The following is a 21,549-nucleotide window of genomic DNA, read 5'->3' on the forward strand; positions in this document are numbered from 1 at the left end:
GGGACGCGGGTGTCGTACCACCGTCGTAGGCTGGAGACCCCCGGCCCGCCCCTGGTCTCCGACATGGGGGGACTTCAGACGTGTCGGGCGCATCGCGTTGCCCACCCCGGGATCCTTCGCGGATCCTCCTGGACGGAAAGCCCTTCATGAGCCTGCACGGTCTGCTGGATGCCGTCGTACGTGACCCGGCGCTCGCCGAAGCGGTCAAGGCGGCCGGGGACGGTCACCGGATGCACGTCGACCTGGTCGGGCCGCCCGCCGCGCGGCCCTTCGCAGTGGCCGCCCTCGCCCGGGAGGCGGGCAGGCCCGTGCTGGCCGTCACCGCGACCGGCCGCGAGGCCGAGGACCTGGCCGCGGCGCTGCGCTCGCTGCTGCCCGGCGAGGGCGTCGTCGAGTACCCCTCCTGGGAGACGCTGCCGCACGAGCGGCTCTCGCCCCGCTCCGACACGGTGGGCCGGCGTCTCGCCGTGCTGCGCCGCCTCGCGCACCCCTCGCCCGACGACCCGGCGGCAGGCCCCGTCCAGGTCGTCGTCGCGCCCGTGCGGTCCGTGCTGCAGCCCCAGGTCAAGGGCCTCGGCGACCTGGAGCCGGTGGAGCTGCGCACCGGTTGGCAGGCCGATCTGAACGAGGTCGTGGCGGGCCTCAGCGCCGCGGCGTACTCCCGGGTCGAACTGGTCGAAAAGCGCGGCGAGTTCGCGGTGCGCGGCGGCATCCTGGACGTCTTCCCGCCGACCGAGGAGCACCCCCTCCGGGTCGAGTTCTGGGGCGACGACGTCGAGGAGATCCGTTACTTCAAGGTCGCCGACCAGCGCTCGCTGGAGGTCGCCGAGCACGGGCTGTGGGCGCCGCCGTGCCGCGAGCTGCTGCTGACCGACGACGTGCGGCAGCGGGCCGCGGCGCTCGCCGAGGCGCACCCCGAGCTCGGGGAGCTGCTCGGCAAGATCGCCGAGGGCATCGCGGTCGAGGGCATGGAGTCCCTGGCCCCGGTGCTCGTCGACGACATGGAGCTGCTGCTGGACGTCCTGCCGAAGGGCGCCATGGCCGTCGTCTGCGACCCGGAGCGGGTGCGGACCAGGGCCGCCGATCTCGTGGCGACCAGCCAGGAGTTCCTCCAGGCGTCGTGGGCGGCGACGGCGGGCGGCGGGGAGGCCCCCATCGACGTCGGCGCGGCCTCGCTGTGGGGCATCGCGGACGTACGGGACCGGGCCCGCGAGCTCGGCATGATGTGGTGGTCGGTGTCCCCGTTCGCGGCGGACGAAGAGCTGGACGACGACACACTCAAGCTGGGCATGCACGCACCGGAGACGTACCGCGGCGACACCGCGCGGGCGCTCGCGGACACCAAGGGCTGGCTGGCCGACGGCTGGCGCACGGTCTTCGTCACCGAGGCGCACGGCCCGGCCGCCCGCACCGTCGAGGTGCTGGGCGGCGAGGGCATCGCGGCCCGCCTGGAGGCGGACCTCGCCGAGATCTCGCCGTCCGTCGTGCACGTGGCGTGCGGATCGATCGAGTACGGCTTCATCGACCCGGCGCTCAAGCTCGCCGTCCTGACCGAGACCGACCTGTCGGGCCAGAAGGCGGCCGGCAAGGACGGGCAGCGGATGCCGACCCGGCGCCGCAAGACCATCGACCCGCTCACGCTGGAGACCGGGGACTACATCGTCCACGAGCAGCACGGCGTCGGCCGCTACATCGAGATGGTGCAGCGCACCGTGCAGGGCGCGACCCGCGAGTACCTGCTCGTCGAGTACGCCCCCGCCAAGCGCGGCCAGCCCGGCGACCGGCTCTACATCCCCACCGACCAGCTGGAGCAGGTCACCAAGTACGTGGGCGGCGAGGCGCCGACGCTGCACCGGCTCGGCGGCGCCGACTGGACGAAGACCAAGGCGCGGGCCAAGAAGGCGGTCAAGGAGATCGCGGCGGACCTCATCAAGCTGTACTCGGCCCGGATGGCCGCTCCCGGACACGCCTTCGGTGCCGACACGCCCTGGCAGCGGGAGCTGGAGGACGCCTTCCCGTACGTGGAGACGCCCGACCAGCTCTCCACGATCGCCGAGGTCAAGGAGGACATGGAGAAGACGGTCCCGATGGACCGCCTGATCTGCGGCGACGTCGGCTACGGAAAGACGGAGATCGCGGTGCGGGCCGCCTTCAAGGCGGTGCAGGACGGCAAGCAGGTCGCGGTCCTCGTCCCGACGACGCTGCTGGTGCAGCAGCACTTCGGCACGTTCTCCGAGCGCTACTCCCAATTCCCGGTCGTCACCCGCGCGTTGTCCCGCTTCCAGTCGGACGGCGAGGCCAGGGCGACGCTGGAGGGGCTGCGGGACGGCTCCGTCGACATCGTCATCGGCACGCACCGGCTCTTCTCGTCCGAGACGAAGTTCAAGGACCTGGGACTGGTCATCGTCGACGAGGAGCAGCGCTTCGGCGTCGAGCACAAGGAGCAGCTGAAGAAGCTCCGCGCCAACGTGGACGTCCTGACGATGTCCGCCACCCCCATTCCGCGGACCCTGGAGATGGCGGTCACCGGCATCCGCGAGATGTCGACCATCACGACGCCCCCGGAGGAGCGGCATCCGGTGCTGACGTTCGTCGGCCCGTACGAGGAGAAGCAGATCGGCGCGGCCGTGCGGCGCGAACTGCTGCGCGAGGGCCAGGTCTTCTACATCCACAACCGCGTCGAGTCGATCGACCGCGCGGCGGCGCGGCTGCGGGAGATCGTGCCGGAGGCCCGGATCGCCACGGCGCACGGCCAGATGGGCGAGAGCGCCCTGGAGCAGGTGGTCGTGGACTTCTGGGAGAAGAAGTTCGACGTGCTCGTGTCGACGACGATCGTCGAGTCCGGCATCGACATCTCCAACGCCAACACCCTCATCGTGGAGCGCGGAGACAACTTCGGCCTCTCGCAGCTGCACCAGCTGCGCGGCCGCGTCGGCCGCGGCCGCGAGCGGGGTTACGCGTACTTTCTCTACCCGCCGGAGAAGCCGCTCACGGAGACGGCGCACGAACGGCTCGCGACGATCGCCCAGCACACCGAGATGGGCGCCGGCATGTACGTCGCCATGAAGGACCTGGAGATCCGCGGCGCGGGCAACCTGCTCGGCGGCGAGCAGTCCGGCCATATCGCGGGCGTCGGCTTCGACCTGTACGTGCGGATGGTCGGCGAGGCGGTCGCGGACTACCGGGCCTCGTTGGAGGGCGGCGTGGAGGAGGAGCCGCCGCTGGAGGTCAAGATCGAGCTGCCGGTCGACGCGCACGTCCCGCACGACTACGCGCCGGGCGAGCGGCTGCGGCTCCAGGCGTACCGCTCGATCGCCTCCGCCAACTCGGAGGAGGACATCAAGGCGGTCCGCGAGGAGCTCACCGACCGCTACGGCAAGCTGCCCGAGCCCGCGGAGAACCTGCTGCTCGTGGCGGGCCTGCGGATGCTGGCGCGGGCATGCGGCGTCGGCGAGATCGTGCTCCAGGGGCCGAACATCCGCTTCGCGCCGGTGGAGTTGCGCGAGTCGCAGGAGCTGCGGCTGAAGCGGCTGTACCCGCGTACGGTGATCAAGCCGGCGGTCCACCAGATCCTGGTGCCGCGCCCGACGACGGGCAAGATCGGCGGCAAGCCGGTGGTGGGCCGCGAACTGCTGGCGTGGACCGGCGAGTTCCTGACCACGATCCTGGGCTCGTAGCGGCTGTAGCGACTGATGGGTCGGGCGGCGCCGGGTCGGCCGGGAGGCGGTCGGCCCGATAGCGTACGGGCGTGACACGACAGGGGACGTTCGCGCGAGGGGCCGCGCTGCTGGCCGTCGTCGTGCTCGCCGGCTGCGACGGCACCGGTGCACGGCCGGGTGCCGACGCCAAGCCCACTGCGGGCGCGTCCTCGGGCACCAGCCCCCTCGACAACCCGGAGGGGACCCGGCCCGGCCTCGGCGCCCTCACCACCGACCGCGAGCGGGCGGACGCCCGCGAGATCATCGGGGCGCTGACCACCAAGGGGCGCGGGCCCAGGACCGGTTACGACCGGGACGAGTTCGGCTACGCGTGGATGGACACGGCCGACGGGGTGCCGCTCGCCCGGAACGGGTGCGACACCCGTAACGACGTGCTCGCCCGCGACGGCCACGACCTCACCCACCGCTCGGGCTCCGACTGCGTCGTGGTGCGCATGACACTGCACGACCCGTACACCGGGACGACCATCGAGTGGCGCAAGCAGGAGGCCGCCGAGGTGCAGATCGACCACGTCGTGCCGCTGTCGTACAGCTGGCAGATGGGAGCGGCCCGCTGGGACGACGCCAAGCGGCGTCGCCTCGCGAACGACCCGCTGAATCTCCTGCCGGTCGAGGGCCGGGCGAACAGCGCCAAGGGCGACTCGGGGCCGGCCTCCTGGCTGCCGCCCCACAAGCGCGTCCGCTGCTCCTACGCCGTGCGGTTCGCCCAGGTGGCGACGGCGTACGAGCTGCCGGTGACCGTGGCCGACAAGCGGGCGATGCTGCGTCAGTGCGGCGGCTGACTGCGGGGACGGCGGCGGGACCGTGCGGGCGGTGGGGGCGAAGGAAAACTGGTGGGGCGGGAACGCGGTGGTCGTTAGCCTGCGGGCATGGACCTCACGATCACCACTCTTGCCGAACGCCCCGAACTCCAGGGCCCCATGTGGCAGATGCTCGACACCTGGCCCGAGTTCGTGATCAACGACCCGGTCGGCTGGGCCAACATCGGGCGGATCGTCGCGGAGCTGCCGGAGTACGTGCTGGTCGCGACCGACCCGGAAGGACGGGTCGTGGCACGGGCGTTCAGCGTGCCGCTGGCCCTGGACGCCGACGGCCGGCGGGAGCTGCCCGACCGGGGCTGGGACCAGGTCCTGCTCTGGGCGTTCTCGGACCTGCGGCACGGCCGCACGCCGGACGTCGTCAGCGCCATCGAGATCACGGTCGCGACGGACCGGCAGGGACAGGGCATATCGGGGCAGATGCTGGCCGCGCTGCGGGACAACGTGCGCCGGCTCGGCTTCGCCGAGCTGTTCGCGCCGGTGCGGCCGAGCGCGAAGAGCGCCGAACCGGCCGTCTCCATGGACGAGTACGCCTTCCGCACCCGCTCGTCGGACGGCCTGCCGCACGATCCCTGGCTGCGCGTCCACATCCGCGCGGGAGGCGTGGTCGACAGGGTCGCGCACGCGTCGATGACCGTGTCCGGTTCCACCGCGGAGTGGCGGAAGTGGACGGGACTTGCCTTCGACACGACCGGCCAGGTCGAGGTGCCGGGCGCGCTGGCCCCGGTGCACGTCGAGGCCGAGCGCGGCTACGCGGTGTACGTGGAGCCGAACGTCTGGGTGCGCCACCGCCTGTGACACCCGCACGGTGGTGCCCGGCCCGGCGCGGCGGCACGTGGCTGTGCTCGGCCCGGCTGGCGGCGGCACGCTGTGGTCCAGCGGGGTCGGGCACGGCGGCACGTGGCGGTGCTCGGCCCGGCGCGGTGCGGCACCGCGCGTGCCCGCACTCGCCGGGGCGCGGCTCCCGCGGCTGAACGGCAGCCGGGGAGGCCGCCCCCTCCGCGGCCTCGCCGGTCGTTCGCGCTCGGTGCGGTTACTGCGCCGGCTTCGTCGTGTGCAGGTCGATGACGTCCTTGGCGGCCGGCTCGATCGGCCCCAGGGGCTTGTTGAAGTCGGTGAACGTCATCGTGCCCGGCTCCTCGCCGCCCTTCTGTTCCACCTTCAGCACGTACGGCTCGCCTTCGGCGGAGACGTAGAACTTGTAACTGGCGTCCCCGTCCTTCTGAGTGAGGACCACGACCTGCTTCCCCTGGAGGGTGGTGGTCTCGCCGCGCCGCACCGGGGAAGGGCCCTCCTGGAAGCCGCCCAGGTACGTGTCGAGGTCGCAGAACTCCAGCTGCTCCTTCGCCTCGGGCGACGACGCCTGCTCCTTCAGCCAGCGGCCCTTGAGCATCTTCAGGACCTCCGCGTTCTCCTCCGCCGTGCCGCCCTCGTTCTGGCTGCGCAGGAACGCCTCGTCGAAGCGCATGTAGGCCGTGTCGCCGGAGCGCACGAGCTCGGCGGTCCCGGTGCCGCCCATGGTGAGCGTCCCCTTGCAGTCGCCTCGGGAGTCGATCGACATGTAGGCCTTGATGTTTCCGTCGGTCGTGTCGCCGGCGAAGTCGACGGTCACGGACGTCGCCTTCGTGGTCGCCTTGGCGGCCTTCTCGGCGATCTCCGGTCCTGACATCCCGGGGAAGGGCCCGTCCGCTTCGTCGGAGGACGGGCCGCAGGCCGTCGCGGCGAGCGCGACGCCGGCGCAGAGCGCGGCACGGGCGAGGTGCGTGAACCGGCGGGGGGCGGTGGCAGGCATGGGGATCTCCGGGGCAGGGGTGGAAGGGGCGAGGTGGTGGCTGGCTTGGGGCGTGGGGTGAGTCCGGCGGGCGCCGGTCGGGGGAGAGGTGCCCGGCGGGCGCCGGTCTGGGGAGTGGCGTCTCGCGGGCGGCGGTCAGGGGAGCCGCGTGGGGCGGCCCCGCCCCGCGCGGCGGCGGGAGCAGGGGCCGGGGGACCGGCTCAGAGCGCCAGGTCCCACTGCGTGGCGTCGTACCAGACGTCGGGGACGATCTCGACCGTGAGGTTCTTCGCGTCGGCCGGGGCGTCGAAGGCGTAGGTCGCCGTGGCCTTCTTGCCGGGCAGGATCGTGCTGTCGAAGCCCTCTCCGGCCTTGTCGTCGAAGATCTGCTCGGCGCTCACACCGTCCTTGCCCGCGCGGGCCGTGACCGTGACGAGGGACGAGTCGAACTTCTTCTTGCCGGCGTTCTCGATGGTGATCGTGACCTGGTGGGCCTTGTTGCCCTTCGTGTGACCGACGGCGAACTCGCCCGGGGTGAACGGCTCGGGCGCGGAGACGGTGACCGTCAGGTCGTCGTCGTAGACGATGCTGTCGCCGGCGGCGAGCACCTCGGCCTTCGCGTTCTTCCCCTTCCCGTTCTTGTCCTTGTTCTTGGACGGGTCCTTCGGGGCGGTGTTCTCGGTGACCTTGTTCAGGTCGTCGACCGCGTCGTCCACGGCCTTCACGGTGGCGATCCCGATCACCACGCCCACGATCATCGCGATCAGGCCCAGGATCGCTCCAGCCGTCGCAGCGCCCTTGTTGCCGGCCTCCCCGCGCTTGGCGCGGCCCCGGCCGATCAGGCCGAGGACCAGGGCGAGCAGGCCGAGGAGGCCGCCGAGCCAGAAGAGCAGCGGGACGAATCCGGTGACGGTGCCGATGATGCCGAGCACCAGGGCGGCCGTGCCGAGCCCGTTGCGCACCGGGGCGGACGCGCCGGGGGCGCCGTGCGGAGGCTCGGGCTGCTGGGCGGACTGGGACATGGGTGTACCCCCCGAAGTTGTGGCCGCATCCGCTGAGCCGGACCGGCGTTCCGATGAGCCAATAAGAGCAGAGCCTGTGAACCGAGTCAACCATTGAATATCTGTTCACGGCGCTATCGTCGTGTGAAGTCGATCGGCAGTGAGGAGGGGTAGGATCGCCGCCACAGCATCGGAACCGGCCGCGGACCGTCGCCGGACCACCTGTCGGGGCAGGCCCGCCCCGCCGGGGCGCGCGACAGCCGCCGGTGCGGTCGCCGGAACAGGTCGAGGGGAGCCAGCCGGGTGCCGGACAACGCAGCAGAGGTGACCGCCGCCGGGATCGCCCGGCTCGCGGGAGTGGGCCGCGCCGCCGTGAGCAACTGGCGGCGTCGGCACGCCGACTTCCCCAAGCCCGTCGGCGGCACCGAGACCAGCCCCTCCTTCGCCCTCGCCGATGTCGAGCAGTGGCTGCGCGACCAGGGGAAACTGGCCGAGGTCCCGCTGCGTGAACGGGTCTGGCAGCAGCTCGCCGGCCACCCCTCCGGTGCGGTCACCGCCCTGGTGCACGCCGGCTGCGCGCTCCTTCTCGTACGCGATCGTCCCGCCGGTTGGCTGGAGCTCGCCGCGGTCTCCGACGACCGCCTCGCCGAAGTACTCCCCGGCGCCCTGGAGGAGGTGCTGACCCTGCGCTTCGGCGCCCCGCGCGCCGTGCGGACACCGGTAGCCGAGGAGCTCGCCCCCTCCGTGCCACTGCTGCGCGGCGTCGCGGAGCTCGCCGTGGAGACCGGGGCCCGCCAGGCGTTCGAGTTCCTGCTCGGCCGTCATCTCGACGCGAATCCACGGCAGTACACGCTCACCCCGCCCGGTCCCGCCGCACTCATGGCCGCCCTCGCCGGCCCCGCCCGCTCCGTCCTCGACCCGGCCTCCGGCACCGGCGCGCTGCTGCGCGCCGTCGAGCGGCCCGTCGCGCTCCACGCCCAGGAGGCGGACCCCGACCTGGCCGCCCTCACGGCCCTGCGCCTCGCCCTGAACACCGACGCCGACGTCCGGGCGGCGGCCGGGGACGCCCTGCGCGCGGACGCGTTCGCGGATCTCGCCGCGGACGCCGTGCTGTGCCACCCGCCGTTCAACGAGCGCAACTGGGGCCATGACGAACTCGCCTACGACTCCCGCTGGGAGTACGGCTTCCCCGCCCGGACGGAATCGGAGCTGGCCTGGGTCCAGCACGCGCTGGCCCGTCTCCGGCCCGGCGGCACCGCGGTCCTCCTGATGCCCCCGGCCGCCGCGTCCCGCCGCTCCGGCCGCCGCATCCGCGCGGGGCTGCTGCGCCGCGGCGCGCTGCGCGCCGTCATCGCCCTGCCCGCCGGGGCCGCACCCCCGTACGGCATCCCGCTTCACCTATGGGTGCTGCGCAGGCCCGGTGCCACCGACCGGCCCTCGCCCGACCTGCTCCTCGTCGACGCCGCGGCCACCGACCAGGCGGCGACGGCGGGCCGCGACCGGCTCGACTGGCCGGCCGTCCAGAACGCGGTGCTGGAGGCGTGGCAGCCGTTCGAACGGCACGGCTCCGCCGCCGAGAACCCCGGCGTGAGCAGGGCCGTCCCCGTCATCGAACTCCTCGACGACGACGTGGACCTGGCCCCCGGCCGCCACCTGCCACCCCCGGCCGCGGGCGGCGGCGCCGCCGAACTGGGCGCCGTGCGCGACCGGCTGACACAGACCCTGCGGCGCACCGGTGAACTCACGCCCCCGCCCGTCGGGCAGCCCCCGGCCGTCCCCGCCCACTGGCCGTCCACCACCGTCGGCGAACTCGCCCGCGCGGGCGCCCTCGTCCTGCGGGCCGGAGGCTTGGGCGCCGCTCCGGCCGACGCCCCCGTGGCGGTCCTCACCGAGCAGGACGTCCTCGCGGGCAGGCCGCCCTCCGGGACCCTGCCCGACGGCCCCGAGGAGGAGCCCGTGCTGGTCGAGGCGGGCGATGTCGTCGTCCCCGTGCTCGGGGGCGGCACGGTCGTGCGCGTGGCCGACGACGCCTCGGCGGGCGCGGCCCTCGGCCGCAATCTCCAACTGCTGCGCCCGGACCCGGCCGCACTCGACCCCTGGTTCCTCGCGGGCTTCCTGCGCGGCAGCGCCAACCAGCGTCAGGCCAGCAGTTACGCCTCGACCGCGACCCGCCTCGACGTCCGCCGCCTCCAACTTCCGCGCATGCCGCTCGTCGACCAGCAGCGCTACGGGGCCCGTTTCCGCGCGCTGGCCGAGTTCGAGGACGCGCTGCGCCTCGCGAACAGGCTGGGCGAACAGCTGGTGCAGGGCCTGTACGACGGGCTGACGGACGGCACCGTGCGACCGGAGTGACGGGTCCGACGACGGTTCCGTACAACCCCGGAGCCGTCGTCCGGGTCGGTGTATACGCTCGTCTCCTCGTCCCCCTCGTACGTCAGTGTCAGGAGCAGGAATGCACGGCCACGGCTTCGCGCCGCCGCAGCCACCGCGTCCCACCGCCGGGTCGCTCGTCGCACTGCGCGTGGTCTTCTCGGCCGTGACCGTGCTGAGTTGCGGCCTCCTGGGCTGGATCCCGATGCTGCGCCTCGCGATCGTGACGCGCAGGGCGCTGCACTGGATGCTGTTGTGCGCACTGATCGTGTTCCACGTGGCCTGCGTGATCTACGTGGGCGAGACCACACCGGAGGACCCGGACGTGGAGCTGTCCGACGCGACGGCCCTCGTGCTGATCGCGTGGTTCGCCGTCGGCACGTTCGGGGTGCTGGCCTTCTACCTGGTCACGGACATCCGCCACTACGACAGGCTCGCCGCCGTGCCGCCCGCCCTGCCGATGGCCGGCTCTCCCTACCAGGCCACGACGGTCCCGTCGTACGGCTACCCGCCGGCGCCCGTCCACCGCCACCCGGCGCCCGCCCCCCAACCGCAGGTGCCGCCGCACCCCGCCCCGAATCCCGCACCCACGCCACCCCCCGCACCCGCCCCGCAGCCCCAGGCCGCTCCGCGGCCCGCGCCCGCCTCCGAGCCGCCGCGATCCGGCCGGATCGACCAGGTCCGCGCCGAGCTCGACGAGCTCAGCGACCTGCTCCGCAAGGAGGAGGACAGATGAACGGCCGTGTCGTCGCGGGCCGTTACGAGCTATCCGCGCTCATCGGGCAGGGCGGCATGGGCCAGGTCTGGACGGCGTACGACACCCGCCTCGACCGCCGCGTCGCCGTCAAGCTGCTGCGGCCCGACCACATGGCCGCCGCCACCGCCGCCGACGACATGCGCCGGCGCTTCGTGCGCGAGTGCCGGGTGACCGCCCAGGTCTCCCATCCGGGTCTCGTCACCGTCCACGACGCGGGCAGCGACGGCGACGACCTGTACCTCGTCATGCAGTACGTGGACGGCGCGGACCTCGCGGACCATCTCGCCGAGCACGACCCCTATCCCTGGGAGTGGGCCGTCTCCGTCGCCGCCCAGCTGTGCGCGGTGCTCGGCGCGGTGCACGCCGTGCCGATCGTCCACCGCGACCTCAAGCCGCGCAACGTGATGGTGAAGCCCGACGGCACGGTCACCGTGCTCGACCTCGGCGTCGCCTCCGTCATCGACACGGACACCACCCGCCTCACGCACACCGGCTCGCCGATCGGCAGCCCCGCCTACATGGCCCCCGAGCAGGCGATGGGCGGCGCGGTCGGCCCGTACACCGATCTGTACGCGCTCGGGGTGCTCCTGCACGAAATGCTCAGCGGGAACGTGCCGTTCGCCGGATCGACCGCCCTCGGCGTCCTGCACCGCCATCTGTACGAGCCGCCGCTGCCGGTCCGCCAGCTCCGCCCCGAGGTCCCGGAGCCGCTGGAGGCACTGGTCCTGCGCCTGCTGGCCAAGGACCCGCAGCACCGGCCGTCCGGCGCGCAGGAGGTGTACGAGGCGCTGGCGCCCCTGCTGCCCGGGCGCGGCGCGCCGGCCGGGCCGCTGGACCCCACCCGCCCCTTCCTGCGCCCGCACGCGCCCTGGCCGGACCGGGTGAGCACGCCGCCCCCCGCCGCCCCGCCGGTGGCGCCCGCGCCCCGGCCGGACGTGGCCGCGGCCGTCGACGAGGTCAAGCGTCTGCTCGGCGAGGGCAGCATCACGCAGGCGGTGGACATCCTGGGCAGCATCCTCCCGGCCGCCGCGGCCGAGCACGGCGAGCACTCGCCGGTGGTGCGGATCCTGCGCAAGCAGTACGCGGCGACGCTGATGGACGACGGCCAGTACCGCCGTGCCCTGCCCGAGCTGCGCCGCCTCGCCGACGACCGCACGGCGGAGGCCGGCCCGTCCGACCCGCAGACCCTGCAGTACCGCTTCGACGCGGCCCAGTGCCTGGAGCAGCTCGGCGAGCCGGCCGCCGCGCTCACCGAGTACCGCGCGGTCCTGCCGTCCTACGAGAGCACCGACCGCGACCGCGCGCTCCAGGTCCGCCACCGCATCGGCCACCTGTTGCTGGCGGTGGGCGACCACACGGCCGCCCGGCACCAGTTCCAGTCGCTCCTGCTCGACGCGGAGCGCGCGTACGGTCCCTACCACCAACTTCCGGCGGAGCTGCGGCGCGCACTGCAGCGGCAGCAACAGTTCCACACGGGCTGAGACGGAACGACGGCCGGAAGGCAGACGGCAGGGCGGCCGGAAAGACGGCCGGAAAGACGGCCGGAAGGCAAACGGGCAGACGGAAGGGCGGCCCGAAGCGGCCGGAAAGGGCACTCGGCCTGTGGGACGGCGAGCCGCTGGCGGGCGTCCCCGGGCCGCACGCGCCGGCCCCGCCGCCGTCACCGGCAGCGGGGCCACCCCGCGGGGGCGCTGTGTCAGACCGCCCGCAGATACGCCGACGTCGAGACGCGGCCCAGCAACCGCAGCCGGGACGAGCCGGCCGCCAGGTGCTTGTCCAGGGCGTCCTGCACGCCCGGCCACTTCTTGTCGCCGTAGTCGTCGAGCACCACGATCCCGCCGGGTGCGACGATCTCCTCGACCCACTCCAGGTCCGTCCGCACCCCGTCCTCGGAGTGGTCGCCGTCCACGACGATCACCCCGTACTCCCGGTCGGAGACGGCCTTGCGCACGACGGGGTCGGACGAGAACCCCCGCTCGATCCTCGACGCGTACGCCTCCGGGCTGCCGGCCAGCGCCAGGTTGGCCCGTACGACGTCCTCCTGGACGGGCGTGCCCGTCGGGTCCGCGTGGTGGGTGGTGCCGGGCTGGAGCTGGGAGCCGACCAGCGGGTCGACGATCGTCAGGTCGGGCCGGGTGCCGGCCCGGTGCAGCATCCGCATCAGGGCGGAGGCGAACTGCCCGTAGAGCGTGCCGATCTCGAGGATGTTCCCGTTGGGCGGGGACAGCAGGGGGACGGTGGCGAGCTTTCCGCACACGTTGGACGTGGAGCCCGCCAGCCTTCCGACGCCGAGCGCCTCCTGGGCGACGACCGTGCGGTAGGCGACGACGACGCTGCGGCGTGCGTGCTCGCTGCCGCCGCTCACCTGCTGTATCTGGCGCACCAGGGTGTCGATCGCGCCGGGGGTCGGCATCCGGTGCGTCCCCCTGCCCGTGCTGTCGAGGAGCAGACCCATCGCGTACTGACGGGTCCGCATCTCCTCGATCTCTCTGCGCAAGGAGTCCACGTCGGACCGCAGGGCTCTGGTCACTCGCTCCACGCCCCATCTCACGCGCGGCTCGACCAGCGTGAGGGCGGGGCGCAGGACTCGCTTCGTCAAACGGTTGGGCACAAAGGGCATGCCCGGGAACGTACGCGTGAACGGTCCCCGGCCCCACCAAGGCCCGATGCTGCGCAGGTGAAGTCTTGATGGCGCGACCGTGAAGGACCATCCGGTTCCGGGTCGAGGGCAGGTGACGCGCCGGGCGCCGCCACCCCTGCGCTCAGGTCTCCCGGCGGCCGGCTCCCGTCCGCGCCCGCCGCGCGGCGACCAGGACCGTGAGGGCCAGCGCGACCAGCGCGCCCGCACCCGCGGCGGAGCCCGCCACCAGGCCCGGCGGCCGGAAGGAGCAGCTGACGGTCGAGGTGGTGCCTTCCAGCGGCACGGCGACCAGGCCCAGGTACGAGTCCGCCGGGCGGCCCTGGCAGCTCCAGCCCGCGATCCGCGGCGCGGCGAGCACGGCCGTGCCCTTCGTGCCCGGCGGCAGCTCGGCCGTGACGCCGCTGTCCGTGACGTCGACCCGCACTGCGCCGGTCCTCGTGAGACCGGCGACGGCGGCCTTCAGCCGGTCCCGGTCCAGGCAGCCGATGCTCGCGTCCCGCGGGGCGTCGCCGCCGTAGACGACGCGCGCGCCCGGCTCGGTGACCGTGCCGAGCGGGGTGAGCGCCGCCCGCCGCTTGGATTGTCCGCCGCGCAGTTCGACGACGGGGCCGTCGCCGAGGCGTGCCGTCCCCGTGTAGTCGGGCGCCCACAGGAACGCCTCGGTGCCGACGCGGCAGGCGCCCGCGACCGGGGACTCGTAGACCTTCGCGCCGAGCAGCAGCTCCTGGTTGCGGAACGGCGAGTCGCTGTAGCGCGGTTCGGAGCCGGCGGGCCGCACGGTCACCAGCGGGGCGGTCTCCTGCCGGATCACCTGCGGCGCCTGACCGGGGGCGGTCCGCAGCCGGGCCCCGACCGAGAACACGGCGTCCGTGACCGGGTTGTCCAGGGACTGGAGGCTGCGGCCGTTCGACGTCCAGCCGCCGCCGAGCGCCGCCAGCGTGCGCGTCAGGACGTCGGGCGTGTGGCTGCTGTAGTACGAGGCGCCCTGGCCGCCCATGAGGATCGGGTCGTTGCCGGTGAGCTGGGTGCGCCCGGGGTCGGTGCGGTAGCCGGGCCAGCCGTCGGCGGCGGCGACGGCCGCCGCCCGCTCGCTGTGCGACGCGCCCCACGGCGGGTAGTCGTCGAGCCTGGCCGGACGCTCGCGGTCGGCGTACGCGGTCGTCGCGGCGGCCTGGCCGGCGAGCGCCCCGGTGAGCAGGACGGCGGCCACCGCCACGCCCCGGCCCCGCGCGGCGAGCAGCAGGCCGCCGAGCACGGCGGCCAGCCCCGCCGCGAACAGCAGGTACGCCGGGCCGGTGACCAGGTCGCTGCTGCTCGCGCCGAGCGCGATCAGGGCCACGACGGCACCGCCCCCGAGGAGCGCGCGGCGGCCGGGCCAGCCGCGGGACAGGCACGTCCACGCGGCGATGACGACGATGCCCGCGAGGACGAACGTCTGCCGGTAAGGGCTGCCGTTCGGGGTGGCGAAGGCGTGCCACACCAGGTGGGTGGGGCCCCACTGGAGCGAGACGGCGACCGCCACCGCGAGCGCGGTCCACAGCCGTCTCTCGCGCCTCGGCACGGACCGGTTGAAGGCGAGACCGCCGGCCAGCAGCAACGCCCCGCCGCCGACGAAGACGGCGGGCGTGAAGAAGCTGTACGTCGCCGGCAGTGTCCGGGCGAACACGTCCGTCCAGCCGGCCGGCGCGAACTGCTTCGTCCAGCCCGGGTAGGCGTGCTTCGAGCCGAGGAACACGGGGACCAGGACCGGCGCGGACAGACCGATCCCCAGCAGCACCGTCAACGCGGCGCGCACCAGGACCCGCATTCTCTCCCGCGCCTGCGTGTCCTCCAGCAGCAGCCGGGCGAGGAGCACCAGCCCCGCCCCGAGCGTGGCCATGTAGGCGGTGTAGAAGTTGGCGATCCACGCGAGCGCGACGATCACCGGGCCGAGCAGCGGCCTCCTGCCCCTGCGCGCCCACTCGCCGACCAGGCACAGCAGCGGGAAGGCGATCAGACCGTCCAGCCACATGGGGTTGTACGACGCCTCCACGACCGACCAGCCGCAGAGGGCGTACGACGCGCCGAGCACGCCCGCCATCCACCGGCGGCCGTTGCCCTTGTGCAGGGCGGTGAGCAGCCAGGTCATGGCCGCGGCGGCGGCCGCCGTCTTGACGAGCGTCACGACGTAGACGGCCAGGTCGATCCCGTCCCGCGGGAAGAGCCCGACGAGCAGCGAGAACGGGCTCGTCAGATACGTGCCGAGGTCGGGCAGCGCGCTGGTGCCGTAGCCCGACTGCCAGTTGAGCAGCACACCGCCGTCCGCGCGTCCGTGGAGCAGGTCCCACAGGTGGGCGTGGAACGGGACGAACTGGTTGCCGAGGTCGTTCACGCTGCGGGTGCGCGGTCCGAAGGGGAAGGTGCGGGCGACGGCGTCGCCTGCGGTCACCGTCCCGACGGCGATCAGCGCGGCGAGGGCAGCGGCGCGGCCGCGCGAGGAGGGCAGAGTCCACATGATGAATCGAATATGCCAGCGCCGATCGTGAAAACATGCTGCGCACGGGTCAGTTCACCCAATGGTCGCCTGTAAGTCATGTGGAACACGGGGAGGCGACATTCGCGCGGGTTGTTGTTCTCCCGTGCTGATCTCGATAGTTGTCCCGTGTTTCAACGAAGAGGAGATCATCGGCCGCTTCCACGACCATGTGACCGCCGAACTGAGCCTGCTCGGGCAGGAATTCGAGCTGGTCTATGTGGACGACGGAAGCCAGGACCGGACGCTCGATCTCCTCCAGGAGATCGCCGAGGCCGACTCCCGTACGCGTTATGTCTCCTTCAGCCGCAACTTCGGCAAGGAGGCGGCGATGCTCGCCGGTCTCCAGCATGCCGAGGGCGACGCGGTCGTCATCATGGACGCTGACCTGCAGCACCCGCCGGAGCTGGTCCGGCGCATGCTGCTGCTGCACGAGGAGGGCTTCGACCAGGTCATCGCCAAGCGCACCCGCAAGGGCGACCGGGTCACCCGCACCGTCACCGCGCGCGCCTACTACTGGCTGATCAACCGGCTGGTCGATGTCGAGCTCGTCGACGGCGTGGGCGATTTCCGGCTGCTGTCGCGGCGGACGGTCGACGCGATTCTGGAGCTGACCGAGTACAACCGGTTCTCCAAGGGAATTTTCGCCTGGGTCGGATTCCGTACGACGACTTTCGAGTACGAGAATGCGGTACGCGAGCAGGGCCGCTCCAAATGGAGCTTCGGAAAGCTGCTCAACTACGGGCTGGACGGACTGCTCTCCTTCAACAACAAGCCGCTGCGCGCCGCGATCTACCTGGGAATGCTGCTCCTCGCGGTCGCCATGGCGTACGCGGCGTGGATCGTCGGTGTCGCCCTGGTGAACGGCGTGGACACTCCCGGGTATGTCACCCTGCTCGTGGCGGTCATCGCGCTCGCCGGCGTACAGATGCTGATGCTGGGGGTGGTCGGCGAGTACGTCGGCCGCATCTACTACGAGGTGAAGCGGCGGCCGCACTTCCTGGTGAAGGCGACCAACGCCGGCCTTCCCCGACGGGACGACGAGCGGAACAGGCGCACGGGGGAACTGGTAAGGAAATGACGGTACGGGGCCAGATGGTCAGGTTCGCCCTGGTGGGCGTGGTGAACACCGGGACGTACTACGGCCTGTACCTGGTGCTGCTGACCTGGCTCCCGTACGTGGCGGCGCACGTCGTCGCCTTCCTGCTGAGCATGGTCGGCTCGTTCTTCCTGACCTCGTACTTCACGTACCGCACGCGGCCGACGTGGCGGAAGTTCCTGCTGTTCCCGCTGACCAACGCGGCGAACTTCGTGGTGACGACGAGCGGGGTGTACCTGCTGGTGGACGTGCTCCACTTCGGCAGCCGCTACGCCCCGCTGATCGCGGCGGCCGCGGCGATCCCGATCACGTTCGTGGTCTCCCGCGTCATCATGCTCGGCCCGGACCGCCGCCGCCCCGCGGAGCGCGAGCGGGAGCCGGAGCGGGTCCACACGTAGGCCTCCGTCCCCTCGCATCCCCACTGCCTGGCGAATCGTTTGGCGAATCAGTGGCCCACACCACTCCGACTGCCTACCATCGATCATCGCAAGGACTTTGTGCACCGCCGCACAATCCCCAGGGGAGGCCCCTTTGCACCGCCGTCGTCGCACCGCGCTCGTCGTCTCCGCCGCGATCATCGCCGCGGCGCCCCTCCTCGCCGCCTGCGGCAACGAGGCGCACCCCGGTGCCGCCGCCGTCGTCGGCGGGGAGCGGATCGAGGTGTCCACCGTCCAGGCCAAGGTCAAGGACGTGCGCGACGCGCAGCAGGCGTCGCCGCAGGCCGCCCAGCTGATCAAGGACACCGGGCAGCTCGGGCGGGCCAAGCTCTACGACCTCATCGTGGACAGGATCGTGGAGAAGGCCGCCGCCGACGCCGGGGTGAAGGTCAGCCGCAAGGAGATCCAGGAGTCGCGGGAGGCGCTCTCGGAGCAGTCCGGCGGGCAGGAGCAGCTGGCCGCCATGTACCTGCAGCAGCGCGGGGTCGCACCCGGCCAGCTCGACGAGGTCGTGCGCCGGGACGTCCTCGTGAACAAGCTCGCCGCCGCGCTCGGCGTGACGAACAGCCCCCAGGGCCAGCAGCGCATGAACGAGGCGTTCACCGCCGCCGCCAAGTCCCTGAAGATCGACGTGAACCCGCGCTACGGCGCCTGGGACGACACCAAGCTGGAGCTCGGCACCTACAAGGCGCCGTGGATCACGCAGGTGTCCCGGGAGGCGGAGGCCGTCGAGGCAGGCGCGTGAGCCGAGGTAGGTTCGACGGGTGACCGAAGAAGCATCCGTCGACCCCGGCCGTATCGTCCTGCTGACCGCCAGCCACCGCGTGGCGCCCGGACTGCTGTCCTGGCCGGCCTGGCAGACGCTGCACGCCGCCGACCAGGTCCTGTGCGCCGACGCCGGCCACCCGCAGCTGCCGTACCTGCGCGAGGCCGGCGTCGCCGTCGAGCTGGCCGCGCCGAGCGCCCAGGAGCTCGTCGACGCCTGCGCCGGGGGTAGCTTCCAGGCCGAAGGCTCTGGGGGAGGGCGCACCGTGGTCGTCCTCGCCTCCGGCGAGGGCGACCGGGCGCTGACCGACGGACTGGCCCGCCTCGGCGGCTCCGGCCAGGTCCGGATGCCGGACCTGGAGCTGCTGCCCGGCTCGTACGACCTGCCCGGCGCGCGGCTGCTCGACCTCGTCGAGGTCATGGACCGCATCCGTCGCGCCTGCCCGTGGTCCTCGCAGCAGACGCACAAGGGCCTCGCCAAGTACGGCATCGAGGAGGCGTACGAGCTCGTCGAGGCCATCGAGGACGGCGACCGGGACGAGCTGCGCGAAGAGCTCGGCGATGTGCTCCTCCAGGTCGTCTTCCACGCGCGGATCGCGCAGGAGCACGAGGAGGAGCCGTTCTCGATCGACGACGTCGCGGCCACGATCGTCGAGAAGCTGATCCACCGGCATCCGCACGTCTTCGGCGACGAGACCGCCGAGACGCCGGAGGAGGTCAAGGAGCACTGGCTGCGCACCAAGGCGATCGAGAAGCAGCGTGCGTCGGTGACCGACGGTGTCCCGCTCGGCCAGCCCGGCCTCGCGCTCGCGGCCAAGCTCGCCTCCCGGGTGCGCACGGCCGGCCTGGACGCGCCGCCGCCGGCCGGTGAGGGCATCGGATACGAACTGCTCGCGCTCGCCGTGCGCGCCGAGGCGGACGGCGTCGACCCGGAGGCGGCCCTGCGCGCTGCGGCCCGCGCCTACCGCGACGCGATCCGCGCGGCGGAGGGGCACGGCGGCCCGGATACCGTCGAGGTGTGAACGCCCCGAACGACCCGAGCACCCCGCAGGAACCCGGCACCCCGCAGGGCCGCACCGCCGCGCAGGACGCCGGCAGCCCGCAGGGCCGCACCGCCGCGGAGGACCCCGGCGCCGCCCCGAGCGGCCCGACCACCCCGCCCGAGCTCTTCACCTGGGAGTTCGCCACCGACCCGTACCCCGCCTACGCGTGGCTGCGCGAGCACTCTCCCGTGCACCGCACGGCGCTGCCCTCCGGGGTGGAGGCGTGGCTGGTGACCCGGTACGCGGACGCGAAGCAGGCGCTCGCGGACCAGCGGCTGTCCAAGAATCCGGCGCACCACGACGAGCCCGCGCACGCCAAGGGCAAGACCGGTATCCCCGGTGAGCGCAAGGCCGAGCTGATGACGCATCTGCTCAACATCGACCCGCCGGACCACACCCGGCTGCGCCGCCTCGTCTCCAAGGCGTTCACACCGCGCCGGGTCGCGGAGTTCGCCCCGCGGGTGCAGGAGCTGACGGACCGGCTCATCGACGACATCGTGGAAAAACAGCACAGCGCCGCGAAGGGTGAGGCGGACCTCATCCACGAGTTCGCGTTCCCCCTCCCCATCTACGCCATCTGCGACATGCTCGGCGTTCCCCGCGAGGACCAGGACGACTTCCGCGACTGGGCCGGCATGATGATCCGACACGGAGGCGGCCCGCGCGGCGGAGTGGCCCGTTCCGTGAAGAAGATGCGCGGCTATCTCGCCGAGCTGATCCACCGCAAGCGCGAGCAGCCGGGAGAGGACCTCATCTCCGGGCTCATCAAGGCGTCGGACCACGGGGAGCACCTGACCGAGAACGAGGCCGCCGCGATGGCGTTCATCCTTCTCTTCGCGGGCTTCGAGACGACGGTCAACCTCATCGGCAACGGCGTGTACGCCCTGCTGCGCAACCCCGCGCAGCGCGAGCGCCTGCAGACCTCGCTCGCCGCCGGCGAGAGCGCGCTGCTGGAGACCGGCGTGGAGGAACTCCTGCGCTACGACGGCCCCGTGGAGCTCGCGACCTGGCGGTTCGCCACCGAGGCGCTGGAGATCGGCGGGCAGCGGATCGCCGCCGGCGACCCCGTGCTCGTCGTGCTCGCGGCCGCCGACCGCGACCCGGAGCGGTTCACCGAGCCCGACACCCTCGACCTGTCCCGGCGCGACAACCAGCACCTGGGATACGGGCACGGCATCCACTACTGCCTCGGCGCCCCGCTCGCCCGGCTCGAAGGGCAGACGGCGATCGCGACCCTGCTCAGGAGGATGCCGGACTTGCGTCTTGCGGGCGATCCGGCCGATTTGCGGTGGCGTGGGGGACTCATCATGCGCGGATTGCGCACTCTGCCCGTTGAGTTCACCCTCACCAAGAGCTGACGCAACGTCAATTCTGTGACTTTTACGTGATCTGCGCTGCATCGACTTGTGACTCACGTTCGATTGCGGCTACGTTCACCGTCGACTCGGCAGGCATCAGCAGGCCGCACAGTCCCCAGTAGTCACGCGAAAGGCACACCGCATGCGCTCCGGGAACGGACGTCACCGCCGCCCCCGTCAGGCTCCGGCCATCGTCGTCGCGGCAGGGGTGACCGGATCCGCCATCGCGATCCCCCTGCTCGGCGCGGGCTCCGCCTCCGCGGCCGACGCGGCCACCTGGGACCGCGTCGCCGAATGCGAGAGCGGCGGCATGTGGAGCGCCGACCTCGGCAACGGCTTCTACGGCGGGCTGCAGCTCTCGCAGCAGACGTGGGAGGAGTTCGGCGGCACGGCGTACGCGCCGAGCGCCGACCTGGCGAGCCGTTCGCAGCAGATCGCGGTCGCGGAGAAGGTGCTGGACGCGCAGGGGCCGGACGCCTGGCAGGCGTGCGCCCCGATCGCGGGCCTGACCAACGACGACGCCTCGACCGGCGTCGACCCCGGTGACCTCCTGCCCCTGCCGGACGCGAGCCCGGGGGCGGGTGCCGTCACCGTCCCCGGCATGACGCCCGAAGCCACCCCTGACGCGAGCGCGCCGGCCGGCTCCGGTGACACGGCCGCCGAGGCCCCGGCCGAGCCGGACGCCTCGCAGGACCCCGCCGCCCCGGACGCGTCCACGGCGCCCACGCCCGCGGACGGCGACGTGTCGCCGTCGGCCGGTTCGGACGGCGTCGAGGCGACCGACCCCACGACCGGCACCGGCAGGCACCGCGGCGAGCCCGCCCCCGACGACGCCGAAACGGGCATCACGGATAAAGAGCGCGAAAGCGGTCGTCATGCCTCGCGAGGTGACGCGTCGGCACGTGACGGGGCAACAGAGGGCGTGGCCGACGGTACGTACACCGTCCAGCCGGGAGACAGTCTGTGGGCCATCGCCGACGAGCGCGAGGTGCCCGGCGGGTGGAGCGCCCTCTATGAGGCGAACGAGGCGAACGTGGGTGCCGACCCCGACCTTATCCTCCCCGGTCAGAGCCTCGATCTCGGCGTGAACAGCCAATAGTTCGGGCGGCAATTCGCCGACATTTGTCCGATCTGCGCAAGTGAGACAAGGGTCTCTTTGCTGCAACTGGCGAGCGGCATCCAGCAAATTCGCCCAAGCCGTGCCCGACCTGCGCAAACGCCTCCCAAGTGAAGGGCGGTTCGGGCGATTTCTCCCCGA

General features: G+C 72.7%; 16 protein-coding genes. 12 read left to right on the forward strand and 4 right to left on the reverse strand.

Annotated elements, in window-relative coordinates; translation table 11 throughout:
- The first annotated feature begins 146 nt into the window (after window positions 1-146).
- The 3 genes from mfd (at window position 147) to ACLB9X_RS28850 (ending at window position 5,335) form a co-directional block, all read left to right on the forward strand.
- Window positions 147-3,677 carry a transcription-repair coupling factor gene (gene mfd, locus ACLB9X_RS28840; protein ID WP_410363348.1) on the forward strand — a complete coding sequence of 1,177 codons (3,531 nt, stop codon included), beginning with the start codon at window positions 147-149 and terminating at the stop codon, window positions 3,675-3,677.
- A 71-nt stretch (window positions 3,678-3,748) separates the two neighbouring features.
- Window positions 3,749-4,501, forward strand: a complete 753-nt coding sequence (locus tag ACLB9X_RS28845; protein ID WP_410363349.1) for an HNH endonuclease family protein — start codon at window positions 3,749-3,751, stop codon at window positions 4,499-4,501.
- Between the two features lie 87 nt (window positions 4,502-4,588).
- Window positions 4,589-5,335, forward strand: a complete 747-nt coding sequence (locus ACLB9X_RS28850; protein ID WP_410363350.1) for an N-acetyltransferase — start codon at window positions 4,589-4,591, stop codon at window positions 5,333-5,335.
- A gap of 235 nt (window positions 5,336-5,570) precedes the next feature.
- Here the strand turns inward: ACLB9X_RS28850 and ACLB9X_RS28855 are convergent, their stop codons facing one another.
- Together ACLB9X_RS28855 and ACLB9X_RS28860 are read right to left on the reverse strand one after the other, a co-directional pair.
- Window positions 5,571-6,329: a hypothetical protein gene (locus ACLB9X_RS28855; protein ID WP_410363351.1), complete on the reverse strand. Its 759-nt coding sequence runs from the start codon at window positions 6,327-6,329 to the stop codon at window positions 5,571-5,573.
- A gap of 200 nt (window positions 6,330-6,529) precedes the next feature.
- Window positions 6,530-7,330, reverse strand: a complete 801-nt coding sequence (locus ACLB9X_RS28860; protein ID WP_410363352.1) for a DUF4352 domain-containing protein — start codon at window positions 7,328-7,330, stop codon at window positions 6,530-6,532.
- A gap of 282 nt (window positions 7,331-7,612) precedes the next feature.
- Between ACLB9X_RS28860 and ACLB9X_RS28865 the strand changes: the two genes are divergently transcribed.
- From ACLB9X_RS28865 to ACLB9X_RS28875, 3 genes are all read left to right on the forward strand, one after another.
- A complete protein-coding gene (locus ACLB9X_RS28865; RefSeq protein WP_410363353.1) occupies window positions 7,613-9,661 on the forward strand; it encodes an N-6 DNA methylase in 2,049 nt (682 codons plus the stop codon).
- Window positions 9,662-9,761: 100 nt separating this feature from the next.
- Window positions 9,762-10,415 (forward strand): hypothetical protein, encoded by a 654-nt coding sequence (locus ACLB9X_RS28870; RefSeq protein WP_410363354.1) that lies wholly within the window; start codon window positions 9,762-9,764, stop codon window positions 10,413-10,415.
- A complete protein-coding gene (locus ACLB9X_RS28875; RefSeq protein ID WP_410363355.1) occupies window positions 10,412-11,917 on the forward strand; it encodes a protein kinase domain-containing protein in 1,506 nt (501 codons plus the stop codon). The genes ACLB9X_RS28870 and ACLB9X_RS28875 overlap by 4 nt, the downstream gene beginning before the upstream one ends.
- A 215-nt stretch (window positions 11,918-12,132) precedes the next feature.
- Here the strand turns inward: ACLB9X_RS28875 and ACLB9X_RS28880 are convergent, their stop codons facing one another.
- Window positions 12,133-13,056 (reverse strand): class I SAM-dependent methyltransferase, encoded by a 924-nt coding sequence (locus ACLB9X_RS28880; RefSeq protein ID WP_410363356.1) that lies wholly within the window; start codon window positions 13,054-13,056, stop codon window positions 12,133-12,135.
- Window positions 13,057-13,198: 142 nt separating this feature from the next.
- Complete coding sequence (locus tag ACLB9X_RS28885) at window positions 13,199-15,571, reverse strand: YfhO family protein (RefSeq protein ID WP_410363357.1); 2,373 nt, start codon at window positions 15,569-15,571, stop codon at window positions 13,199-13,201.
- A 124-nt stretch (window positions 15,572-15,695) separates the two neighbouring features.
- Between ACLB9X_RS28885 and ACLB9X_RS28890 the strand changes: the two genes are divergently transcribed.
- The 6 genes from ACLB9X_RS28890 (at window position 15,696) to ACLB9X_RS28915 (ending at window position 21,390) form a co-directional block, all read left to right on the forward strand.
- A complete protein-coding gene (locus ACLB9X_RS28890; protein WP_410363358.1) occupies window positions 15,696-16,670 on the forward strand; it encodes a glycosyltransferase family 2 protein in 975 nt (324 codons plus the stop codon).
- Window positions 16,667-17,086 carry a GtrA family protein gene (locus ACLB9X_RS28895; protein WP_410363359.1) on the forward strand — a complete coding sequence of 140 codons (420 nt, stop codon included), beginning with the start codon at window positions 16,667-16,669 and terminating at the stop codon, window positions 17,084-17,086. The genes ACLB9X_RS28890 and ACLB9X_RS28895 overlap by 4 nt, the downstream gene beginning before the upstream one ends.
- A gap of 133 nt (window positions 17,087-17,219) precedes the next feature.
- Window positions 17,220-17,870, forward strand: coding sequence for a SurA N-terminal domain-containing protein (locus ACLB9X_RS28900; RefSeq protein ID WP_410363360.1), 651 nt, complete (start codon window positions 17,220-17,222; stop codon window positions 17,868-17,870).
- Window positions 17,871-17,889: 19 nt separating this feature from the next.
- Entirely contained in the window at window positions 17,890-18,912 is a 1,023-nt protein-coding gene (locus ACLB9X_RS28905; protein ID WP_410363361.1) for a nucleoside triphosphate pyrophosphohydrolase, read from the forward strand.
- Window positions 18,909-20,291 (forward strand): cytochrome P450 family protein, encoded by a 1,383-nt coding sequence (locus ACLB9X_RS28910; protein WP_410363362.1) that lies wholly within the window; start codon window positions 18,909-18,911, stop codon window positions 20,289-20,291. Before ACLB9X_RS28905 ends, ACLB9X_RS28910 begins: the two co-directional genes overlap by 4 nt.
- Window positions 20,292-20,433: 142 nt before the next feature.
- Entirely contained in the window at window positions 20,434-21,390 is a 957-nt protein-coding gene (locus ACLB9X_RS28915) for a transglycosylase family protein (protein WP_410363363.1), read from the forward strand.
- Window positions 21,391-21,549 lie beyond the last annotated feature (159 nt).

This window comes from Streptomyces sp. 5K101 (assembly GCF_046506645.1).
In the GTDB taxonomy this organism is placed as follows: domain Bacteria; phylum Actinomycetota; class Actinomycetes; order Streptomycetales; family Streptomycetaceae; genus Streptomyces.

Coding starts and splice junctions, on each gene's coding strand:
- mfd (WP_410363348.1), top strand. CDS start 147: ATGAGCCTGCACGGTCTGCTGGATGCCGTCGTACGTGACCCGGCGCTC.
- ACLB9X_RS28850 (WP_410363350.1), top strand. CDS start 4,589: ATGGACCTCACGATCACCACTCTTGCCGAACGCCCCGAACTCCAGGGC.
- ACLB9X_RS28855 (WP_410363351.1), bottom strand. CDS start 6,329: ATGCCTGCCACCGCCCCCCGCCGGTTCACGCACCTCGCCCGTGCCGCG.
- ACLB9X_RS28860 (WP_410363352.1), bottom strand. CDS start 7,330: ATGTCCCAGTCCGCCCAGCAGCCCGAGCCTCCGCACGGCGCCCCCGGC.
- ACLB9X_RS28870 (WP_410363354.1), top strand. CDS start 9,762: ATGCACGGCCACGGCTTCGCGCCGCCGCAGCCACCGCGTCCCACCGCC.
- ACLB9X_RS28875 (WP_410363355.1), top strand. CDS start 10,412: ATGAACGGCCGTGTCGTCGCGGGCCGTTACGAGCTATCCGCGCTCATC.
- ACLB9X_RS28880 (WP_410363356.1), bottom strand. CDS start 13,056: ATGCCCTTTGTGCCCAACCGTTTGACGAAGCGAGTCCTGCGCCCCGCC.
- ACLB9X_RS28885 (WP_410363357.1), bottom strand. CDS start 15,571: ATGTGGACTCTGCCCTCCTCGCGCGGCCGCGCCGCTGCCCTCGCCGCG.
- ACLB9X_RS28895 (WP_410363359.1), top strand. CDS start 16,667: ATGACGGTACGGGGCCAGATGGTCAGGTTCGCCCTGGTGGGCGTGGTG.
- ACLB9X_RS28915 (WP_410363363.1), top strand. CDS start 20,434: ATGCGCTCCGGGAACGGACGTCACCGCCGCCCCCGTCAGGCTCCGGCC.